18 protein-coding genes and 1 pseudogene are annotated in these 16,212 nt (G+C 63.3%); 10 read left to right on the top strand and 9 right to left on the bottom strand.

The genetic code is table 11. From position 1 onward, the window contains the following. The 3 genes from P0Y65_01015 (at position 1) to P0Y65_01005 (ending at position 2,768) form a co-directional block, all read left to right on the top strand. Entirely contained in the window at positions 1-1,020 is a 1,020-nt protein-coding gene (locus P0Y65_01015; GenBank protein WEK04866.1) for an NAD(P)H-quinone oxidoreductase, read from the top strand. Positions 1,021-1,158: 138 nt separating this feature from the next. Beyond that, on the top strand, positions 1,159-1,881 hold the full coding sequence (locus P0Y65_01010) for a DUF1013 domain-containing protein (protein WEK04865.1): 723 nt from the start codon (positions 1,159-1,161) through the stop codon (positions 1,879-1,881). A 119-nt stretch (positions 1,882-2,000) separates the two neighbouring features. After that, on the top strand, positions 2,001-2,768 hold the full coding sequence (locus P0Y65_01005; protein WEK04864.1) for a sulfite exporter TauE/SafE family protein: 768 nt from the start codon (positions 2,001-2,003) through the stop codon (positions 2,766-2,768). 54 nt (positions 2,769-2,822) lie between these two features. On the opposite strand, the gene P0Y65_01000 is transcribed toward P0Y65_01005, so the two are convergent. Further along, positions 2,823-2,993 (bottom strand): DUF465 domain-containing protein, encoded by a 171-nt coding sequence (locus tag P0Y65_01000; GenBank protein WEK04863.1) that lies wholly within the window; start codon positions 2,991-2,993, stop codon positions 2,823-2,825. 157 nt (positions 2,994-3,150) lie between these two features. Between P0Y65_01000 and P0Y65_00995 the strand changes: the two genes are divergently transcribed. The 3 genes from P0Y65_00995 (at position 3,151) to P0Y65_00985 (ending at position 5,029) form a co-directional block, all read left to right on the top strand. Continuing rightward, positions 3,151-3,366: a DUF465 domain-containing protein gene (locus P0Y65_00995; protein WEK04862.1), complete on the top strand. Its 216-nt coding sequence runs from the start codon at positions 3,151-3,153 to the stop codon at positions 3,364-3,366. Between the two features lie 74 nt (positions 3,367-3,440). Next, positions 3,441-3,935 carry a 5-(carboxyamino)imidazole ribonucleotide mutase gene (gene purE, locus P0Y65_00990; GenBank protein ID WEK04861.1) on the top strand — a complete coding sequence of 165 codons (495 nt, stop codon included), beginning with the start codon at positions 3,441-3,443 and terminating at the stop codon, positions 3,933-3,935. 5 nt (positions 3,936-3,940) lie between these two features. After that, positions 3,941-5,029, top strand: coding sequence for a 5-(carboxyamino)imidazole ribonucleotide synthase (locus P0Y65_00985; protein WEK04860.1), 1,089 nt, complete (start codon positions 3,941-3,943; stop codon positions 5,027-5,029). A gap of 135 nt (positions 5,030-5,164) precedes the next feature. Here P0Y65_00985 and P0Y65_00980 read toward each other — a convergent pair whose 3' ends face one another. Continuing rightward, on the bottom strand, positions 5,165-5,851 hold the full coding sequence (locus tag P0Y65_00980) for an alpha/beta fold hydrolase (GenBank protein ID WEK04859.1): 687 nt from the start codon (positions 5,849-5,851) through the stop codon (positions 5,165-5,167). A 235-nt stretch (positions 5,852-6,086) separates the two neighbouring features. Between P0Y65_00980 and rpsU the strand changes: the two genes are divergently transcribed. Further along, positions 6,087-6,356, top strand: a complete 270-nt coding sequence (gene rpsU, locus P0Y65_00975) for a 30S ribosomal protein S21 (GenBank protein ID WEK04858.1) — start codon at positions 6,087-6,089, stop codon at positions 6,354-6,356. Positions 6,357-6,415: 59 nt separating this feature from the next. Here rpsU and P0Y65_00970 read toward each other — a convergent pair whose 3' ends face one another. From P0Y65_00970 to P0Y65_00955, 4 genes are all read right to left on the bottom strand, one after another. Next, positions 6,416-7,627 carry a multidrug effflux MFS transporter gene (locus P0Y65_00970; protein ID WEK04857.1) on the bottom strand — a complete coding sequence of 404 codons (1,212 nt, stop codon included), beginning with the start codon at positions 7,625-7,627 and terminating at the stop codon, positions 6,416-6,418. 60 nt (positions 7,628-7,687) lie between these two features. Beyond that, positions 7,688-8,497 (bottom strand): alpha/beta hydrolase, encoded by an 810-nt coding sequence (locus tag P0Y65_00965; GenBank protein WEK04856.1) that lies wholly within the window; start codon positions 8,495-8,497, stop codon positions 7,688-7,690. A gap of 51 nt (positions 8,498-8,548) precedes the next feature. Further along, complete coding sequence (locus P0Y65_00960) at positions 8,549-9,187, bottom strand: DsbA family oxidoreductase (protein ID WEK04855.1); 639 nt, start codon at positions 9,185-9,187, stop codon at positions 8,549-8,551. 68 nt (positions 9,188-9,255) lie between these two features. Continuing rightward, positions 9,256-9,798 (bottom strand): tryptophan-rich sensory protein, encoded by a 543-nt coding sequence (locus P0Y65_00955; protein ID WEK04854.1) that lies wholly within the window; start codon positions 9,796-9,798, stop codon positions 9,256-9,258. 183 nt (positions 9,799-9,981) lie between these two features. Between P0Y65_00955 and P0Y65_00950 the strand changes: the two genes are divergently transcribed. Genes P0Y65_00950 through P0Y65_00940 form a run of 3 tightly spaced genes read left to right on the top strand, consistent with a single transcriptional unit; the run spans position 9,982 to position 12,781 of the window. Then, the gene (locus P0Y65_00950) at positions 9,982-11,004 is read left to right on the top strand and encodes a glycosyltransferase family 2 protein (protein ID WEK04853.1); all 1,023 of its coding nucleotides are present in this window, start codon (positions 9,982-9,984) and stop codon (positions 11,002-11,004) included. Beyond that, positions 11,001-12,578 (top strand): hypothetical protein, encoded by a 1,578-nt coding sequence (locus P0Y65_00945; protein ID WEK04852.1) that lies wholly within the window; start codon positions 11,001-11,003, stop codon positions 12,576-12,578. Before P0Y65_00950 ends, P0Y65_00945 begins: the two co-directional genes overlap by 4 nt. After that, on the top strand, positions 12,575-12,781 hold the full coding sequence (locus tag P0Y65_00940) for a SlyX family protein (GenBank protein WEK04851.1): 207 nt from the start codon (positions 12,575-12,577) through the stop codon (positions 12,779-12,781). Before P0Y65_00945 ends, P0Y65_00940 begins: the two co-directional genes overlap by 4 nt. Positions 12,782-12,818: 37 nt before the next feature. On the opposite strand, the gene P0Y65_00935 is transcribed toward P0Y65_00940, so the two are convergent. The 3 genes and pseudogenes from P0Y65_00935 to P0Y65_00925 all read right to left on the bottom strand — a co-directional run bounded on the left by P0Y65_00935 (position 12,819) and on the right by P0Y65_00925 (position 16,196). Continuing rightward, entirely contained in the window at positions 12,819-14,237 is a 1,419-nt protein-coding gene (locus tag P0Y65_00935) for an NAD(P)(+) transhydrogenase (Re/Si-specific) subunit beta (GenBank protein ID WEK06695.1), read from the bottom strand. Positions 14,238-14,244: 7 nt separating this feature from the next. Continuing rightward, complete coding sequence (locus P0Y65_00930; GenBank protein WEK04850.1) at positions 14,245-14,547, bottom strand: proton-translocating transhydrogenase family protein; 303 nt, start codon at positions 14,545-14,547, stop codon at positions 14,245-14,247. 425 nt (positions 14,548-14,972) lie between these two features. Beyond that, positions 14,973-16,196 (bottom strand): annotated as a pseudogene (locus tag P0Y65_00925) (Re/Si-specific NAD(P)(+) transhydrogenase subunit alpha). Positions 16,197-16,212: the final 16 nt, after the last annotated feature.

Below are 16,212 nucleotides of genomic sequence, written 5' to 3'. Positions count from 1 at the left end.
ATGTCTTTTCCCGATCAGATGAATGCCGTCGTCATCGCCCAGCCCGGCGGTCCCGAAGCTCTTGAGCTGCAGGCCTACCCCCTGCCCGCCCCGCAAGCCGGCGAGGTCTTGATCCGCGTGGCCGCGGCGGGCGTCAACGGCCCGGACCTGGCGCAACGCCGTGGACACTACGACCCACCGCCCGGCGCCTCGCCGCTGCCCGGCCTCGAAGTAGCAGGCGAAATCGCCGCGCTGGGCGATGGCGTGACGGGCTGGGCCATCGGTGACCGCGTCATGGCGCTGACCAATGGTGGCGGCTATGCCGACTATGTCGCCGTACCGCAGGGGCAGATCCTGCCCGTGCCGCATGGCTGGAGCCTGACCCAAGCCGCTGCCCTGCCCGAAACCTGGTTCACGGTGACCCAGACCCTGGTCATGCGCGCCGGCGTGGAGCCGGGCATGTGGGTGCTGGTGCATGGCGCCTCGGGCGGCATTGGCGGTGCGGCCATCCAGATTGCGACCATGCTGGGCGCCCGCGCCATTGCCGTGGTGTCTTCGGCGGAAAAGGCCGAATATGCCCGCCAGCTCGGCGCCGTGGCGACCGTGGATTATACCAGCGAGGACATCGGCAAGCGGGCCGTGGAGCTGAGCGAAGGACGGGGTGTCGATCGCGTGGTGGATGTCATCGGCGGCGCCATGACCGAGCACAATATCGCTGCCTGCGCCCGCGGCGGTCACATCGTCCAGATCTCGACCCTCGACGGCGCCAGCGCGAAGGTCTCGCTGCGCACCATGATGGCCAAGCAGTTGACGCTCTCCGGCTCGACCCTGCGCCCGCAGGATGCCGCGACCAAGGCCGCCATCGCCAGCCGCATCCGCACCGATCTTTTGCCCGCGCTGTCGCAACCCGGCGTGGTCAAACCCAGGGTCACCAGTTATCCGATAGCAGAGGCGCCCGAAGCTCACCGCGCCATGGAAGCGCGCAATCATCTGGGCAAGATCGTGCTGCTGACCGCATGGGGCGCCAGCGATCAGGGATAACAAGCGGTGAACGCGGCGACATTGCCATTGCGGATCAGGCCCTAAACCCATATATTGAGGCAAGTTCCCCCTCAGCATGAAGCAAAGAGGCGGAGCGGTTCGGCGGAAAGCCGGCCGCGCCTGCAGGAGAGATTTATCATGACCCAGCCCCTGTTGATGCCCAAGGCGACCGCCGTCTGGCTCGTCGACAACACTGCGCTGTCGTTCGAACAGATCGCCGCCTTCTGCACCCTGCACCCGCTCGAAGTTCAGGGCATTGCCGATGGCGACGTCGCCGGCGGCATCATGGGTGTCAACCCGATCCAGAATGGTCAGCTGACCAAGGAAGAGATCGAAAAGGCCGAGGCCGACCCCAATTACCGCATGAAGCTCAGCGAGCCCAAGGTTCGCGTTGCCGCTGCCAAGCGCAAGGGCCCGCGCTATACTCCGATTTCGCGCCGCAACGAGCGCCCCAATGCCATCAAGTGGCTGGTGCGCAACCATCCCGAGCTCAAGGACGCCCAGATCATGCGTCTGGTCGGCACCACCAAGTCGACCATCGACTCGGTGCGTGAATCGACCCACTGGAACGCCGCCAACCTGACCGCCATGGATCCGGTAACCCTGGGCCTCTGCAGCCAGATCGACCTCGATCTCGAGGTCAAGCGCGCTTCCAAGGGCTCGACCGGTCCGGACGAGGCCGAAGAAGGCACGATGCTGATGACCGCCGAGGAAGCCCTGGCCCGCGCCGGTGGCCGTGGTCATGGCGAAGCGGGCGAGTTCGCCGAAGGCGATCACCGCCCCGAAGCGGCTCAGGACGATTTCGACGCCGACTCGGTCTTTGCCAAGCTCAAGTCGCTCAAGAGCGATACCGACAACTAAGTCACGTCAGCTGAATTATAGGGCCGCTCCTCGCAAGGGAGCGGCCTTTTTGTTTGCGCAGCGATTGACAAGCCTGACCGAAGCGTACCCACTGGTTCGACCTGTCCCGGACTGTCCCCATGCCAGTGTTTGATCCCTATTTCGTCACGATCGCCGTGATCGCGGTGCTGATCGTCGGCCTCTCCAAGGCTGGCCTGCTCGGCAGTCTCGGCATGGTCGGCGTGCCCCTGCTCAGCCTCGTCATGCCCGCCCGCGATGCCGCCGGCATGATGCTGCCGGTACTCCTGGCCATGGATGCCTTCGCAGTCTGGACCTATCGCAAGGAAGTGGACTGGCGCATCATCGCCATCATGCTGCCCGGCGCGGCCGTGGGCACGATCATCGGCTGGCTGCTGTGGAGCGTGGTCTCCGACGATGCCGTGCTGCTGTTTGTCGGCGTGGTGACGCTGCTCTTCATCCTCGACGCCATCCTGCCGCTGCGCAACAAGCTCGAGGGCCTGCCGCCGTCACGGCCCTGGGGCACTTTCTGGGGCGGCTTTGCCGGCTTCACCAGCTTCATCAGCCACACCGGTGGCCCGCCGTTCCAGATTTACGTCCTGCCGCAGCGCCTGCCGCCCGCCGTCTATGCCGGCACGACCTCGGTGTTCTTTGCCATCGTCAACACGGCCAAGCTGGTGCCCTATTTCTTCCTCGGCCAGCTCAATGTGCACAACCTGCAACTCTCCGCGTCGCTGATCCCGGTCGGCATTGTCGGCGTGCTCGGCGGCATTTTCCTCGTCCGCCGCATTTCCATGAAATGGTTCTATCGCATTGCCTACTGGCTGGTCTTCCTGCTGTCGCTCTACCTGATCTACAAGGGCGCCATGGGCCTGTTCTTCAGCGCATAAAAAAGGGCCGCAGCGCATGCTGTGACCCTTCTCCCTCTTCAAAATTTTCTGCCGCTATTGGGTTGCGTTGAACCTGAAGATTTCGTCCTTCACTTCGAGCTTTTTGCGCTTGAGTGCGGCGACTGCAAGATCGTCGAACCGTGTGCTTTGCATCTCGGCCTGGATCTGGCGGTCCAGCTCCTGATGACGGCGCTCCAGCGCCGCGATATGCCCTTCAGTCGTCATGACAACTCCTTGAAAGCCTCTGTGGACGACTCGATCGTCACAAATAATTCACGTCCTGTCGACTGCCTTTCGGGCCCCTCTGGAAATCTGGTGCAAAACACCGCGTGATCGGTTAACCAGAACTGACGGCTGAGGCGTCAGGGGTAAGTCGCATTCTATGCTTTCGCTCACCAAGGAACAGGAAGCCGCTTTTGGTCTGGAACTGGCCACCAAGCGGCAGGAACACAGCGATCTCGACGCGGCGATCGATACGCTGACCGCATCCCATGTTGCCGATCGCATGCTGATCCAGCGGCTCAAGAAGCGCAAACTGGCGCTCAAGGATCGCATCGTCCAGCTCGAGAATATTCTGCTGCCAGATATCATCGCATGAGGCTCTAACCGCCTTGTTTTGTGGCGAAATCTGGGCTACTTGCGCGCTTTGTGGAGCTTGAGGGAGCCAGCTCTATGCTGACCAAACCACCTGTCGCCATCGTCATGGGCAGCCAGTCCGACTGGCCCACCATGCGCCTCGCCGCCGAGACGCTCGAAGCGCTCGAAGTCGAATACGAGGCGCGCATCGTCTCCGCTCATCGCACACCCGAACGCCTGGTGGATTTTTCCACCAATGCCCGCTCGGAAGGCTTCAAGGTCATCATCGCCGGCGCCGGTGGCGCCGCTCACCTGCCGGGCATGATCGCCGCCATGACGCCGCTGCCGGTATTCGGCGTACCGGTCAAATCCAAGGCCCTCAATGGCCAGGACAGCCTGCTCTCGATCGTCCAGATGCCCGGTGGCATTCCCGTCGGCACCCTGGCCATCGGCGAGCCCGGCGCCATCAATGCCGCGCTGATCGCGGCGGCCGTCCTCGCCCTCTCCGATGACGATCTGGCGGACCGGCTCGACGCCTTCCGCGCCCGCCAGTCGGCCGCCGTCCCGCTCTTTCCTGCAGACACCGAGTAACGCCTGTGACCACCGAGTTTTCCGCGCTGCCGCCCGGCAGCATGATCGGCATTCTGGGCGGCGGTCAGCTCGGCCGCATGCTCTCGCTCGCCGCCAGCAAGCTGGGCATGCGCACGCATATCTTCTGCCCTGACCCCAACAGCCCCGCTTTCGAGGTCACGCCGCACAAGACAGTGGCCGCCTACGACGACGAAGTGGCCCTCGCCGCCTTTGCCGATGCGGTTGATGTCATCACCTATGAATTCGAGAATGTGCCCGCCCGGACCGCCGAATTCCTGGCTGCCCGCAAGCCGCTGCGCCCCGGCGCCAATGCCCTGGCCATTTCCCAGGACCGGCTGGCGGAAAAAAGCTTTCTCGCATCCAAGAACATTCCCGTCGCCCCGCATCGCAAGGTCGAGACTTTGGCCGAGCTGGAACAGGCGATCGACGACCTCGGCCTGCCCGCCGTGCTCAAGACCACAAGGCTCGGCTATGACGGCAAGGGCCAGCGCGTGCTGCGCGACCGCGCCGACGCCGCCGCGGCATTTGCCGCGCTGGAGCCCAAGCCGCTGGTGCTCGAAGCCTTCGTGCCTTTCGAGAAAGAAATCTCGGTTGTCGTCGCGCGCAATGTCTCGGGCGAAGTGCGCGCCTTCGACGCTGCCGAAAACGTCCATCGCCACCACATCCTCTTTACCAGCACCGTGCCGGCCGAGATCGCGTCGGGTGTGGAAAAACATGCCGCCATGCTAGCCAAAGTGATCGTCGTGGCGCTCGACTATGTCGGTGTGCTGGGTGTCGAATTCTTCGTCGTGCCCGGCGAGCGCCCGACGCTGATGGTCAACGAGATCGCGCCCCGCGTGCACAATTCAGGCCATTGGACCGAGGCGGTCTGTCTCACCGACCAGTTCGAGCAGCATATCCGCGCCGTGCTCGGCTGGCCGCTGGGCGATCCCACCCGCATGGCCGATGTCGTGATGGAAAATCTCGTCGGCGACGAGGTCAATGTCGTCCCTGGCGAGCTGGACGGGGATACCCAGCCTCATCTCTACGGCAAGACGGAGATCCGTCCGGGCCGCAAGATGGGGCATGTGAACCGGATTACACGGCGGGCATAGGGGCACGCCCTCGTGGTTCGAGGCTTTGCTGCGCAAAGCACCTCACCATGAGGGCTACTGTTAGCTCAATATTAGAACAGCCCTCATGGTGAGGTGGGAGCGAAGCGACCCTCGAACCACGAGGGCGTGGCTCGATCAGCGTGCCAGCCACCCCTTCATCGCTTCAATCACCGCCGCCGGGTTCTCCATTGTTGGTAGATGCGCGCTGTCGGGGAAGCGGACCAGGTCCGCCCCATCGATACCAGCTACCATTTCCTCGGCCAGTTCGGGCGGCGTCATCCTGTCGGCCTCGCCGACGCCGACCAGTGTGGGAATCGCTATGGTGCCCAGCAGCGGCCGTGAGTCCACCCGGCCAAGGATCGCCTTCTGCTGGCGGATATAGGCCTCCTGCCCCACCCGCTCGCTCATGGTCTGAACCTCGCGGGCAATCTCAGTGCCCATATGCTGGGGCGCAATCAGATTGCCGAGCAGTCCGCGCGATACGCCGATGAACTTGCCCTGCCCCACCATCTCGATACCCTTGCGCCGCGTTGCCTTGCGGGCCTCGTCGTCGGCCCGGGCGGAGGTATCGAGCAGGGCCAGATGTGTGACGCGCTCGGGCGCCTGCCGCAGGATTTCGAAGGCGACATAACCGCCCATGGAAAGCCCTGCGAGGGCGAATCGGGCCGGCGCGGCGGCCAGGGCGCGCGCCGCCATGGCCTCCATGGTCTCGTCCTGCGTCAGGTCGGCGACCATGGAATGCGCATTGAGCCCGGCCATGACGTCGCGCCACAGCCTCTCGTCACAGATCAATCCGGGCAACAGCAGCAGCGCGCTTGCCATTCTGGCACTCCATGGGCAAAATCAACTGGCTCGACTGTTTCGCTGCAACGCAACAAGGACAAGCCCGGATATCCCCAATTCCGCGGTTTTATCCTCTGCGGGAGTGGACAAGCCCAGATAGCTGGGCTATAGAGCGGCCCACGGTGACTGGCTCTGCTGGTCGGCGACGGTGCTTTTTGGTGTCGGCGCTCTATTCCAAACCCACATGTCCAAGCTTCGAAAGGGCGGTTGACCTTTGCAAGTAGTCGTTCGCGATAATAACGTTGATCAGGCGCTGCGCGCGCTGAAGAAGAAGCTGCAGCGCGAAGGCGTCTTCCGCGAGATGAAGCTGCGCAACTACTACGAGAAGCCCTCTGAGAAGAAGGCTCGCCAGAAGGCCGAGGCCGTTCGTCGCGCCCGCAAGCTGGCTCGCAAGCGTCTGCAGCGCGAAGGCGGTCTGCCCGCAGCACCGGCCCGTACGCCCCAGGCAAACGGTCGTCCGGCCGCAGCGACCCCGCGCACCTAAGCGCTGGCAAGCATTGAATTTGAAAACGCCGTCCTTCGGGACGGCGTTTTTGTTTGTCCTCAGACTGGCTTTGTGCGGCGCCGGTCAAGCAGGGCAACGACGATGGCGAGCACGGCCACGACCGGCAGCTGGATCGTCAGGGCCGTGCGGGCGTCGCCAAACAGCGTTCCCGCAGCCAGCGATCCGGCGAACCCGCCTCCCACCTGGAAGAAACCGGTCAAGGCCCCCGCAGCCCCGGCTATGGACCCAAATGCCGCCATGGCGGCAGTTGTCGTGGCAGGGCTGACAAAGGCCAGTCCCAGCATCCATACCCCGACCGGCGCCATGATGGCGAGGACCGACCCCGGAAAAAGATTGGGCAAGAGGGCAAAGCCGAGGCCACTGAGGGCGATCAGGCCAAGGGCGATCAACACCAGCCGGCTGCCGCTGATGCGGGTCGATAGATAGCCGACGATCAGATTTCCGGTGATGAAGGACGCGGTCTGCACCAGCATGGCCATGGCGAATTGAAATGGCGTCAGCCCCATGCCGTCGATGAGCACGAAGGGCAGCAGCGCCGTAAAGCCGTGAAAGCCGCTGAACACCAGGCCCAGCAGCAGCGACGGCATGAGGAAGTCCGGCGAACTTAGAAGCCGGCGGTAATTCCCAAGGATCACCGATGGCCGGATGGGCACGCGCGCATCCTCCGGCAGCGTCTCCCGGGCACCCAGGGAAAGCAGCGCCAGGATGGCCAGCCCGAACCCCGCCATGACGATAAACATGTGATGCCAGCTGCCCAGCAGCAGGATGACGCTGCCAAGGGTCGGCGCCACGGCTGGCGTCACGGTCAGGATCAGGTTGATCAGAGTCAGGATGCGGATGGCTTCGCTGCCGGTGAACTGGTCGCGCACCATGGCGCGCGACAGCGCCACGCCGGCCGAGACGCCAAAGCCCTGGATGAAGCGGCCGATGAACAGCACTTCGAGCGTCGGCGCGACGACCGAGATCAGGCTGCCCAGAATATAGATAAGGAAGAAGGCCATGCCGACGCTGCGCCGGCCGTAGCGATCCGACAAGGGCCCGCACAGCAGCTGTGCCACGGCAAAGGCCGCGAAATAGACGCTGAGCGTCAGCTTGCCGCCGGCATCTGTCGTGCCGAGGTCAAGCACCATGGTCGGAAGTGCGGGGGCATAGAGCGTGAGACTAAGAGGGCCGGTGGCAACCATCAGGCCGCCAACAATGGCGGTGCGGCGCGCCGACATGGCCGCGGGTCGAGTATCGATTTTGGTCATTGAAGCAGTCCGAAGGCAGGACGCCGACTTGGCGCCCTACCGCCCAGGAAGGTCAAGCGCTCAATTGGAGAGGGCCCGGTCGAAAAACGGCATGGCATGGCTCCAGATGCCACGATCCCACAGGTCACCATGGCCGGCATCCGGCTCGATCCAGAGTTCGTCCTTATTGGGCGCCAGGTCATAGACCCGCCGTCCATTGCTGACGTCGATCGTCGTATCGGCGGTGCCATGTGCCACCAGCACCGGCTCGTCGACATCGGCAATCCACTCGTTGACCGGAAACTGGTCCTGCATGACCCAATAGACGGGCAGGAAGGGATAGCGTTCGTGGGCCACGGTCACCGCCGACAGGAACGGCGTTTCCAGCAGCAGCGCCTCGGCATCGCGCACGCTGGCCACATAGGTCGACGGACCCGAGCCGATTGACCGGCCCCAGATCAGGATCGGAAAGCCCTTGGCATCGGCCCAGTCGAACACGGCGACGGAATCATCAAGCATGTTCTGCTGCGTGATTACGCCGGGCGACAGTGGAAAGCCGCGATAGTCGAAGCTGACAAAGCCATAGCCATCAGCCACGAACTGCTCGAAGCGTTCATGCTCCTCGGAAAAACTGCCCGAATTGCCCTTGTAATAGACGATGACCGGCTTGCCGGCAGCCGGCGCCTGATACCAGCCATGCACCGTGCCATCGCCCGAGGGAATGGAGAAGTCCTCCGCCTGCGGCAGCGCCGCATCGGCCAGGTTGACCACGACGCCATCGGGGAAATACTGCAATGCCCGCTGGTTGACATACATGTAGCCGACGACCCCGGCATAGGCGATGACGACCAGCAGCACGAGGCCCGGCACGATACGGCGCAGTAATTTCACGTCAGGCCTCCGGCACAGATTCGCGTCAATCTATACCGAAGGCGAAAATCGCTAAAGCTCGCTGATGGTCTGCTGCAGCGCCCGCTCAAAGACCTCGTCGGGCTGCGCACCCGACAGGGCATATTTCTCGCCAAAGACAAAGAAAGGCACGCCGCGAATGCCTTGCGCCGCTGCGTCATTGGCCAGCTGTTCGGTGATCGCCAGCTCGTTCTCGTCATTCATCGCGTCAAGCGCATCGCCGCGATCGAAGCCGAATTCCACGGCAATATCGGCCAGCACATTGTCGTCGTTCACCTGGCGGTGCTCGAGAAAATAGGCATTGGCAATGGCATTGGCCATCTCGTGCTGGATGCCGAGCGGCTTGGCGAGGCGGGTGATCGTATGCACCTTCCTGGTGGGGAACATGCGCGGCTGCTGGCTGAGATCAAGATCAATGCCAGCCTTTTTGGCCTCGCTCTCGACCCGCTCCCACATCTCTTTGGGATCCTTGCCATACTTTTCGCGCAGCATGTCGGCCACGACGACGCCTTCGGCCGGCGTATTCGGATCGAGATAGAAGGGATGGTTCTCGACCACGACCTCGACATCGTCAGGCAGGGCGGCAATTGCCGTGTCGAGCCGCGCGGAACCAACCAGGCACCACGGGCAGACAACATCGGTAAACACGTCGATCTTGAGCATTCTGGACATGGGCAAACCTCGTTCGCCCATCACATGGCGCGGAAATTGCTCAATCGCAAGGACGCACCTTTGTGTAACTAGGCTGCAGAATTGCTGTTGGTGACGGCAAAGGGCGGTGCCCAGGCTGCAGCAAAGCTGAGGCCGACAAAGGCACTGAAGCCCAGCCAGGCAATGCCCGGCGCCATCAGAAGCGCTGCCTTGCCATCGACCTTGGCGACCCTCGCCCAGGCGCTGAGACCCGTCACCAGCAGCACAAAGGCCAGAATGGTCAGTGCCAAGGATTCGAGCGGCGCCACGAGGAAGGGCATGGCAATCGTGCCGGCCATCAGCGCCACCAGCCACCAGCCAGCCTTGCGACCCTCATCGCCGCGCGCCGCAACCATCCATCGTGCAATGCCAAACAGCGGTAATGTCGCGAGATAGAGCGCTCCGCCCGCCCAGCCAGGCAGGCCCAGCGGCGAGAAAAACAGCGGCAGCATGCCATTGATCTCGGCAAGCCCATTGGCAATGACGAAAACCGCCAGCGGCAGCGCCGCGCTCAGCACGAGGCCCAGGGCATCATGCCGGTCGGCATCGAGAAGGGACAGAAAGGGTTTTGCTGCGGCTCTGCTGGTCGCCATGCTCGGCTCCCGTTGCTGGAATAGACCTGCCAAAGCAACAGCCATGCCCGCAAAAGGGTTCCCTATACGTCAATCTCACATCTTCTTGTTTTCATTGCATTCACTATTGATGGAACCCGGATTTACGCGAAAGCAACGAAACATTGGTTAGCCTGCATGTTGCAACGAGGGGTGGGACAGGACATGCAAGCAACATCGACGCCGCGGGGCAAAAAACGCCTGTCGATCGTCACGCCCTGCTTCAACGAAGAAGCCGGCCTTGTGGAATTCCACCGCCGCGTGACTTTGGTCTGCTCGGCTGCTGCTGGCGCCTCCTACGAGATTGTTCTGATCAACGACGGCTCGACCGACGGCACGCTCGACGGCCTGATGGCGCTGGCCGCTGCCGACCCGCATGTCGTCGTGCTCGACCTGGCGCGCAATTACGGTCACCAGATTGCCCTCAGCGCCGGCCTCGAACTCTGCACTGGCGAACGCATCCTTATTCTCGACGCCGACCTGCAGGATCCGCCCGAGCTTTTGGCGCAGATGATGGAGGAGATGGACCGCGGCGCCGATGTCGTGCTCGGCCAGCGCCGCACGCGCCAGGGCGAGAGCTGGTTCAAGATCAACAGCGCCCGCGCTTTCTATCGCCTGCTGCAGCAGTTGGTTGATGTGAAGCTGGCCATGGACACCGGCGATTTCCGCCTGATGAGCCGCCGCGCTCTCGACCATCTCAACGCCATGCCGGAGCGCTACCGCTTCATTCGCGGCATGGTCAGCTGGCTCGGCCTGCGCCAGACCGCCATTCTCTACGATCGCGATCCGCGCTTTGCCGGCGAAACGCACTATCCCCTGCGCAAGATGATCGCGCTGGCGCTCGATGCCGTCACCAGTTTTTCCGTCGTGCCGCTGCGCCTTGCCTCCCATCTCGGCTTCTTCATGGGCCTGATGGGTATTTTCGCGCTGATCTACACCGTCGCCTCCTGGGCCACCGGCCATGCCGTGCCCGGCTGGACCAGCCTGGCGGTGCTCGTGCTGATCATCGGCAGCGGCCAGTTCCTGGTACTGGGGATTTTCGGTGAATACCTGGGCCGGATGTATATGGAGACCAAGCGCCGGCCGCTCTACATCATCAACCAGATCCACGCCTCGCCCGCTGTCGAAGCCAGCGGCGAGGATGCCCGCGGCCTGCAGGAAAACCTCAAGCAGGTGCTGCGCGCATGACATTGCAGGCATCGGCCGAAGGACGCTCCGCCCACGCAGGGCTGCGCAGCTATTGGCCCGAGTGGCTGGCCGCCACTGTCTGGCTCGGCACAACCATCGCAACCTTCGGCATAGCCGTTCCGCACGATGTGGTCTGGCAGTTCTGGATCGCCCGCCAGCTTAATGCCGGAATGGGCCTCTATAGCTGGCTGCAGGAGGTCAATCCGCCGCTCTGGTATTGGATGGCCCAACCGCTCGACTGGCTCGCAGCCCGATTGGCGCTGCCGCCCGTTACCCTTTTGTCCCTCGCCATCGCCCTGCTCGCCGCGATCAGCCTCGCCTGCATGGCCCGCCTCGCCGCATCCTGGCCGGCAAGACATCGAGCAGCGCTCTACCTCGTGTCACTGGCCGCCATGGTCATCGTGCCGCTGGCAGACTTTGGTCAGCGCGAACATCTGGTGGTAATCGCGAGCATTCCCTATGCCTTGCTGATTGCGGCGCGGGCCGAGCGCCGGCCCGTATCGCTGCACATGGCTTTGGCGGTGGCGCTTCTGGCAACACCGGTTTTTGCACTCAAGCACTACTTCGTACTGATGCCGATCGCGCTGGAGGCCTGGCTTCTATGGCGCCTGCGTCGCTACTGGCGACCGGTTCGGGTAGAAACCCTTGTCCTCGCGATCGGTGCCCTTGGCTATGGCGCAGCGGTTCTGGTCTTTGCGCCAGATTACCTGACCACCATGGTGCCGGCCCTGCGCCTGGCATATGGCGATCTGCGCATGAGCACGCTCGCCATCTTCGTCAGTTCGATGAACATGCTGCTGCTCGTTGCAGGGCTCTACCTGTTCCACTTTCGCCGCGAGCTGAGCCCGCAGGTGCAGGCCATGCTCATCGTGGCGGCTGCCGGCGTGATTGCCTACTACCTTCAGTTCAAGGGATGGAATAATCACGCCCTGCCTGTCTTGGGTGCCCTGCTCGTGGCTGTAGTCCTGCATCTTGCCCAGCGGCCGTCACTGCCGCCGCTGCGTTGGAGCGAGCGCCTCGCCGCCGCCTTGGTCGTCATCATTGGCTTGCTGCCGTCCCTGCTGCAGGGGCCGTTTCGCGCCGATTTCGCGCCCTATGCCGACCGGATGCTCGCGCAAGCCAAGCCGGGTGACAGTGTCGCCATGCTGGCTGTGCAGGGCGCCCCGATCTGGCCCATGCTCGATCAATGGGGGCTGATCTGGCCGTCCCGCTACTACCACCTCTGGATGCTGCCAACCATTGCCGATCAGCTTGCCACCGGCCAGCCTCTCCGTGGCCCCCTACTCGAGCTGGCCGATCGCATGCGGCGAGAAACGGTCGATGATTTCGCCTGCAATCCGCCCAGGGTCATCATCGAGGACGGCACCGGCGTGGGCCGTGAAGGTCTTCGCATCATGGATTTCTTCATGGACGAACCGGGCTTTGCCGCCCTGATGCAATCCTATCGGGTGCAATCGACCCTTGGCCCCTTCACCGTTTACGAGCGCATCGCCGATTTGCCAGCACCCACCGGCCCCTGTATGACCCTCGCCCCGGCCCATCAGATTGACCCCCGCCCCGGAGCGCCCGCATGAGCGATATCACTTCCCGCCTCGAGGCCCTCGAAACGCGCATCGCCTTCCAGGACCAGACCATTGAAGAGCTGAACAGCACGATCACCGCGCAATGGCGCCAGATCGACCTGCTGACCCGCAAGCTCGATCAGATGGAAGAGCAGGTCCGCGCCGGCGTGCATATCGCCGATCCATCGACAGAGCCGCCACCGCCGCACTACTGACCAAGAAAAAGGCCCGCCGAAGCGGGCCTTTGGATTTCTAGTGGCCGAGTGCCTTGACGATATCCTCGGTCATCTTCTTGGCATCGCCGAACAGCATCATCGTGTTGTCGCGGTAGAACAATTCGTTCTGCACGCCCGCATAGCCCGCCGCCATGCCGCGCTTGATGAACAGCACCGTGCCCGCGTCCTCGACATTGAGCACCGGCATGCCATAGATCGGCGACGTCTTGTCGGTCTTGGCCGAAGGATTGGTCACGTCATTGGCGCCGATGACGAAGGCGACGTCGGACTGGGCGAATTCGGAATTGATATCTTCCAGCTCGAACACTTCGTCATAGGGCACATTGGCCTCGGCAAGCAGCACGTTCATATGCCCCGGCATGCGTCCGGCCACGGGATGGATGGCATATTTGACGGTAACGCCTTCCTTCTTGAGCAGGTCGGCCATTTCGCGCAGCGCATGCTGGGCCTGGGCCACGGCCATGCCATAGCCCGGCACGATGATGACCTTGCCGGCATTCTTCATGAGGAAAGCGGCGTCTTCTGCCGCACCCTGCTTGACCGGACGATCGTCCTCGGCCGCACTGGCTGATGCACCGCTGTCGCCACCGAAGCCGCCCAAGATCACCGAGATGAAGCTGCGGTTCATGGCCTTGCACATGATGTAGCTCAGGATTGCGCCCGAGCTGCCGACCAGTGCGCCGGTAATGATCAGCGCCGTATTGCCCAGCGTGAAGCCGATGCCGGCGGCAGCCCAACCCGAATAGGAATTGAGCATCGAGACGACGACGGGCATGTCGGCGCCACCGATCGGGATGATCATCAACCCGCCCAGCACCAGGGCCAGGATCGTGATCGCCCAGAACAGCCAGGGCTCGCCCGTCGTGGTGAAGGCCCAGACCAGCGCGACGATGATGATGCCGAGCACGATATGGATGGCGTGGCGCGCCGGCAGGATGATCGGCTTGCCGCTCATATTGCCGTTGAGCTTGGCAAAAGCGATGATCGAGCCGGTGAAGGTGAAGGCGCCGATGGCGACACCAATGCTCATCTCGACCAGCGCCTGCGCATGGATCGGGCCGATCACCCCATCCACCACTTCGGCAATGTGGAAGGCGTCAGGCGCATAGAGCGCCGCCGCCGCCACGAAGACCGCAGCCAAGCCCACCAGCGAGTGGAAGGCCGCAACGAGCTGGGGCATGTCGGTCATCTTGACCGAGCGGGCCATATAGGCGCCGATGCCGCCACCAATGGCGACGCCGCCAATGATCAGCAGCCAGCTCAGCCAATCGCCCGGTGCGGCCAGTGCCAGCGTGGTGACGATGGCAATTCCCATGCCCACCATGCCGAAGCGATTGCCCTGCTGGGCCGAACGCGGGTTGGAAAGACCGCGCAGCGCCAGGATGAACAGCACGCCGGAGAGGAGATAGAGAAGGGCTGCAATATCTGCAGAAATCATGGCGTCAGCCCTTCTTCTTGTACATTGCCAGCATGCGCTGGGTAACGAGGAAGCCCCCGAAAATATTCACGCTGGCAAACACCAGGGCGATGAAGCCAAAAGCCTTGGACAGCCAGTCGGTCTCGCTGATCGATGTCACGCCAACGGCCAGCAGCGCACCCACCACGATCACCGAGGAGATCGCATTGGTGACGCTCATCAGCGGCGTATGCAGGGCCGGCGTCACCGACCAGACCACGAAATAGCCCACGAAGATCGCCAGCACGAAAATGGCGAGGCGGAAGGTGAAGGGATCGATCGCTTCCATTAGTTTTCTCCCTTGGGGGTCGCGGGCTTTTTGGCGGCAGGCTTTTTGCCAGCCGGCGTCTTGGCCACGACCTGCTTGGCCGGAGCATGGTCTTCAACGGCCTCTGCCGGCTTGGTCACCGGCTTTTTGGCAGGGGCCTTGCGAACTACAGGCTTTGCCGCAACCGCTGGCGCGTGATCTTCCACATGCTCGGCCGGCCTGGTGATCGGCTTGGCCTTGACCGGCTTGGGCGCCGCAGCGGCGTCGACTAAAGCCACGGCCTTCTTGACTGCAGCGCGCTTGGCCGGGGTCTTGGCTGGCTCGGCTGCAACCGGGATCGACTGTTCGACGCCGGGGGCTGCCTTGTTGGGCGTATCGGCCATGGCGGCAACCACAGCCTTTTTGGCAACAGGCTTCTTCGCCGGCACCGCAGAGGCTGCGCCCGTCTTGATTGGAGCCGCCTTGGCCACCACGCCGGCAGCCGGCGCCCTGGGCGCAGCCTTTGGCTTTGCGATCGGCTTGGCCTCTTCGACCATGGCGGCACCGACGAAGTTTGGATGCACGACCAGACCATCGCGCGTGAGGACGGTCGCCTTGACCAGCTCATCGTCCCAATTGACGGCGAGCTTCTTCTCCTTGGCGTCGATCAAAGTGGTGAGAAAGGCCAGGAGATTACGCGCATAAAGCTGGCTGGCCGTGGTCGGGATGCGACCCTGCACATTGGTATAGCCGACGATCTTGACGCCGTTGTGCTCGATGACCTTGCCGGGCACGGTCAGCTCGACATTGCCGCCGCGCTCGGCCGCCAGATCGACGATCACCGAACCGGGCGCCATGCTCTCGACCATGGCCTTGGTGATCAGCCGCGGTGCCGGACGGCCCGGGATCAGCGCCGTGGTGATGACGATATCCTGCTTGGCAATATGGGCGGCGGTCAGTTCGGCCTGTTTGGCCTGGTATTCGGCCGACATCTGCTTGGCATAGCCACCGGCGGTTTCGGCCTGCTTGAATTCCTCGTCCTCGACGGCAACGAACTTGCCGCCGAGCGACTCGACCTGTTCCTTGGCAGCCGGCCGCACGTCGGTTGCCGACACCACCGCACCCAGACGCTTGGCCGTGGCGATGGCCTGGAGACCGGCGACGCCGGCACCCATGACGAAGGCCTTGGCGGGACGCACCGTGCCGGCCGCAGTCATCATCATCGGCAGCGCGCGGTCAAATTCCGCCGCCGCCTCGATGACACCCTGGTAACCGGCAAGGTTTGCCTGTGAGGAGAGGATATCCATCACCTGTGCACGGGTGATGCGCGGCATGAATTCCATCGAGAAGGCAGCGACACCCGCTTTGGCGAGATCGGCCACATCCTTGTCATTGCCGTAGGGGTCGAGCGCACCGATGACCAGCGCACCCTTGGCGACGCCGCCCAGCGTTGCTGCCGCGGGCCGGCGCACGGTCAGCACGACCTCGCCCCCCTTGAGCGTCGCATCGGCGCTGGGTGCGATCGTCGCCCCTGCAGCCGCATATTCGCTGTCGAGAATGCGCGAGCCCAAGCCCGCACCCTTTTCAACCGAAACGCTGGCGCCCAGCGCAATCAGCTTGCCCACCGTTTCGGGGGTCGCCGCGACGCGGTTCTCTCCCTCGAAACGCTCGCGGACGATCGCAATTTTCATGAAAGTCTCCTGCCCG

This window comes from Candidatus Devosia phytovorans, from assembly GCA_029202405.1.
GTDB classification, from domain to species: domain Bacteria; phylum Pseudomonadota; class Alphaproteobacteria; order Rhizobiales; family Devosiaceae; genus Devosia; species Devosia phytovorans.
The sequence above is the reverse complement of the archived record's forward strand: the minus strand, read 5'-3'. Positions and strand labels throughout refer to the sequence as shown.

Coding starts and splice junctions, on each gene's coding strand:
- P0Y65_01015 (WEK04866.1), top strand. CDS start 1: ATGTCTTTTCCCGATCAGATGAATGCCGTCGTCATCGCCCAGCCCGGC.
- P0Y65_01010 (WEK04865.1), top strand. CDS start 1,159: ATGACCCAGCCCCTGTTGATGCCCAAGGCGACCGCCGTCTGGCTCGTC.
- P0Y65_01005 (WEK04864.1), top strand. CDS start 2,001: ATGCCAGTGTTTGATCCCTATTTCGTCACGATCGCCGTGATCGCGGTG.
- P0Y65_01000 (WEK04863.1), bottom strand. CDS start 2,993: ATGACGACTGAAGGGCATATCGCGGCGCTGGAGCGCCGTCATCAGGAG.
- P0Y65_00995 (WEK04862.1), top strand. CDS start 3,151: ATGCTTTCGCTCACCAAGGAACAGGAAGCCGCTTTTGGTCTGGAACTG.
- purE (WEK04861.1), top strand. CDS start 3,441: ATGCTGACCAAACCACCTGTCGCCATCGTCATGGGCAGCCAGTCCGAC.
- P0Y65_00980 (WEK04859.1), bottom strand. CDS start 5,851: ATGGCAAGCGCGCTGCTGCTGTTGCCCGGATTGATCTGTGACGAGAGG.
- P0Y65_00970 (WEK04857.1), bottom strand. CDS start 7,627: ATGACCAAAATCGATACTCGACCCGCGGCCATGTCGGCGCGCCGCACC.
- P0Y65_00960 (WEK04855.1), bottom strand. CDS start 9,187: ATGTCCAGAATGCTCAAGATCGACGTGTTTACCGATGTTGTCTGCCCG.
- P0Y65_00955 (WEK04854.1), bottom strand. CDS start 9,798: ATGGCGACCAGCAGAGCCGCAGCAAAACCCTTTCTGTCCCTTCTCGAT.
- P0Y65_00950 (WEK04853.1), top strand. CDS start 9,982: ATGCAAGCAACATCGACGCCGCGGGGCAAAAAACGCCTGTCGATCGTC.
- P0Y65_00945 (WEK04852.1), top strand. CDS start 11,001: ATGACATTGCAGGCATCGGCCGAAGGACGCTCCGCCCACGCAGGGCTG.
- P0Y65_00940 (WEK04851.1), top strand. CDS start 12,575: ATGAGCGATATCACTTCCCGCCTCGAGGCCCTCGAAACGCGCATCGCC.
- P0Y65_00930 (WEK04850.1), bottom strand. CDS start 14,547: ATGGAAGCGATCGATCCCTTCACCTTCCGCCTCGCCATTTTCGTGCTG.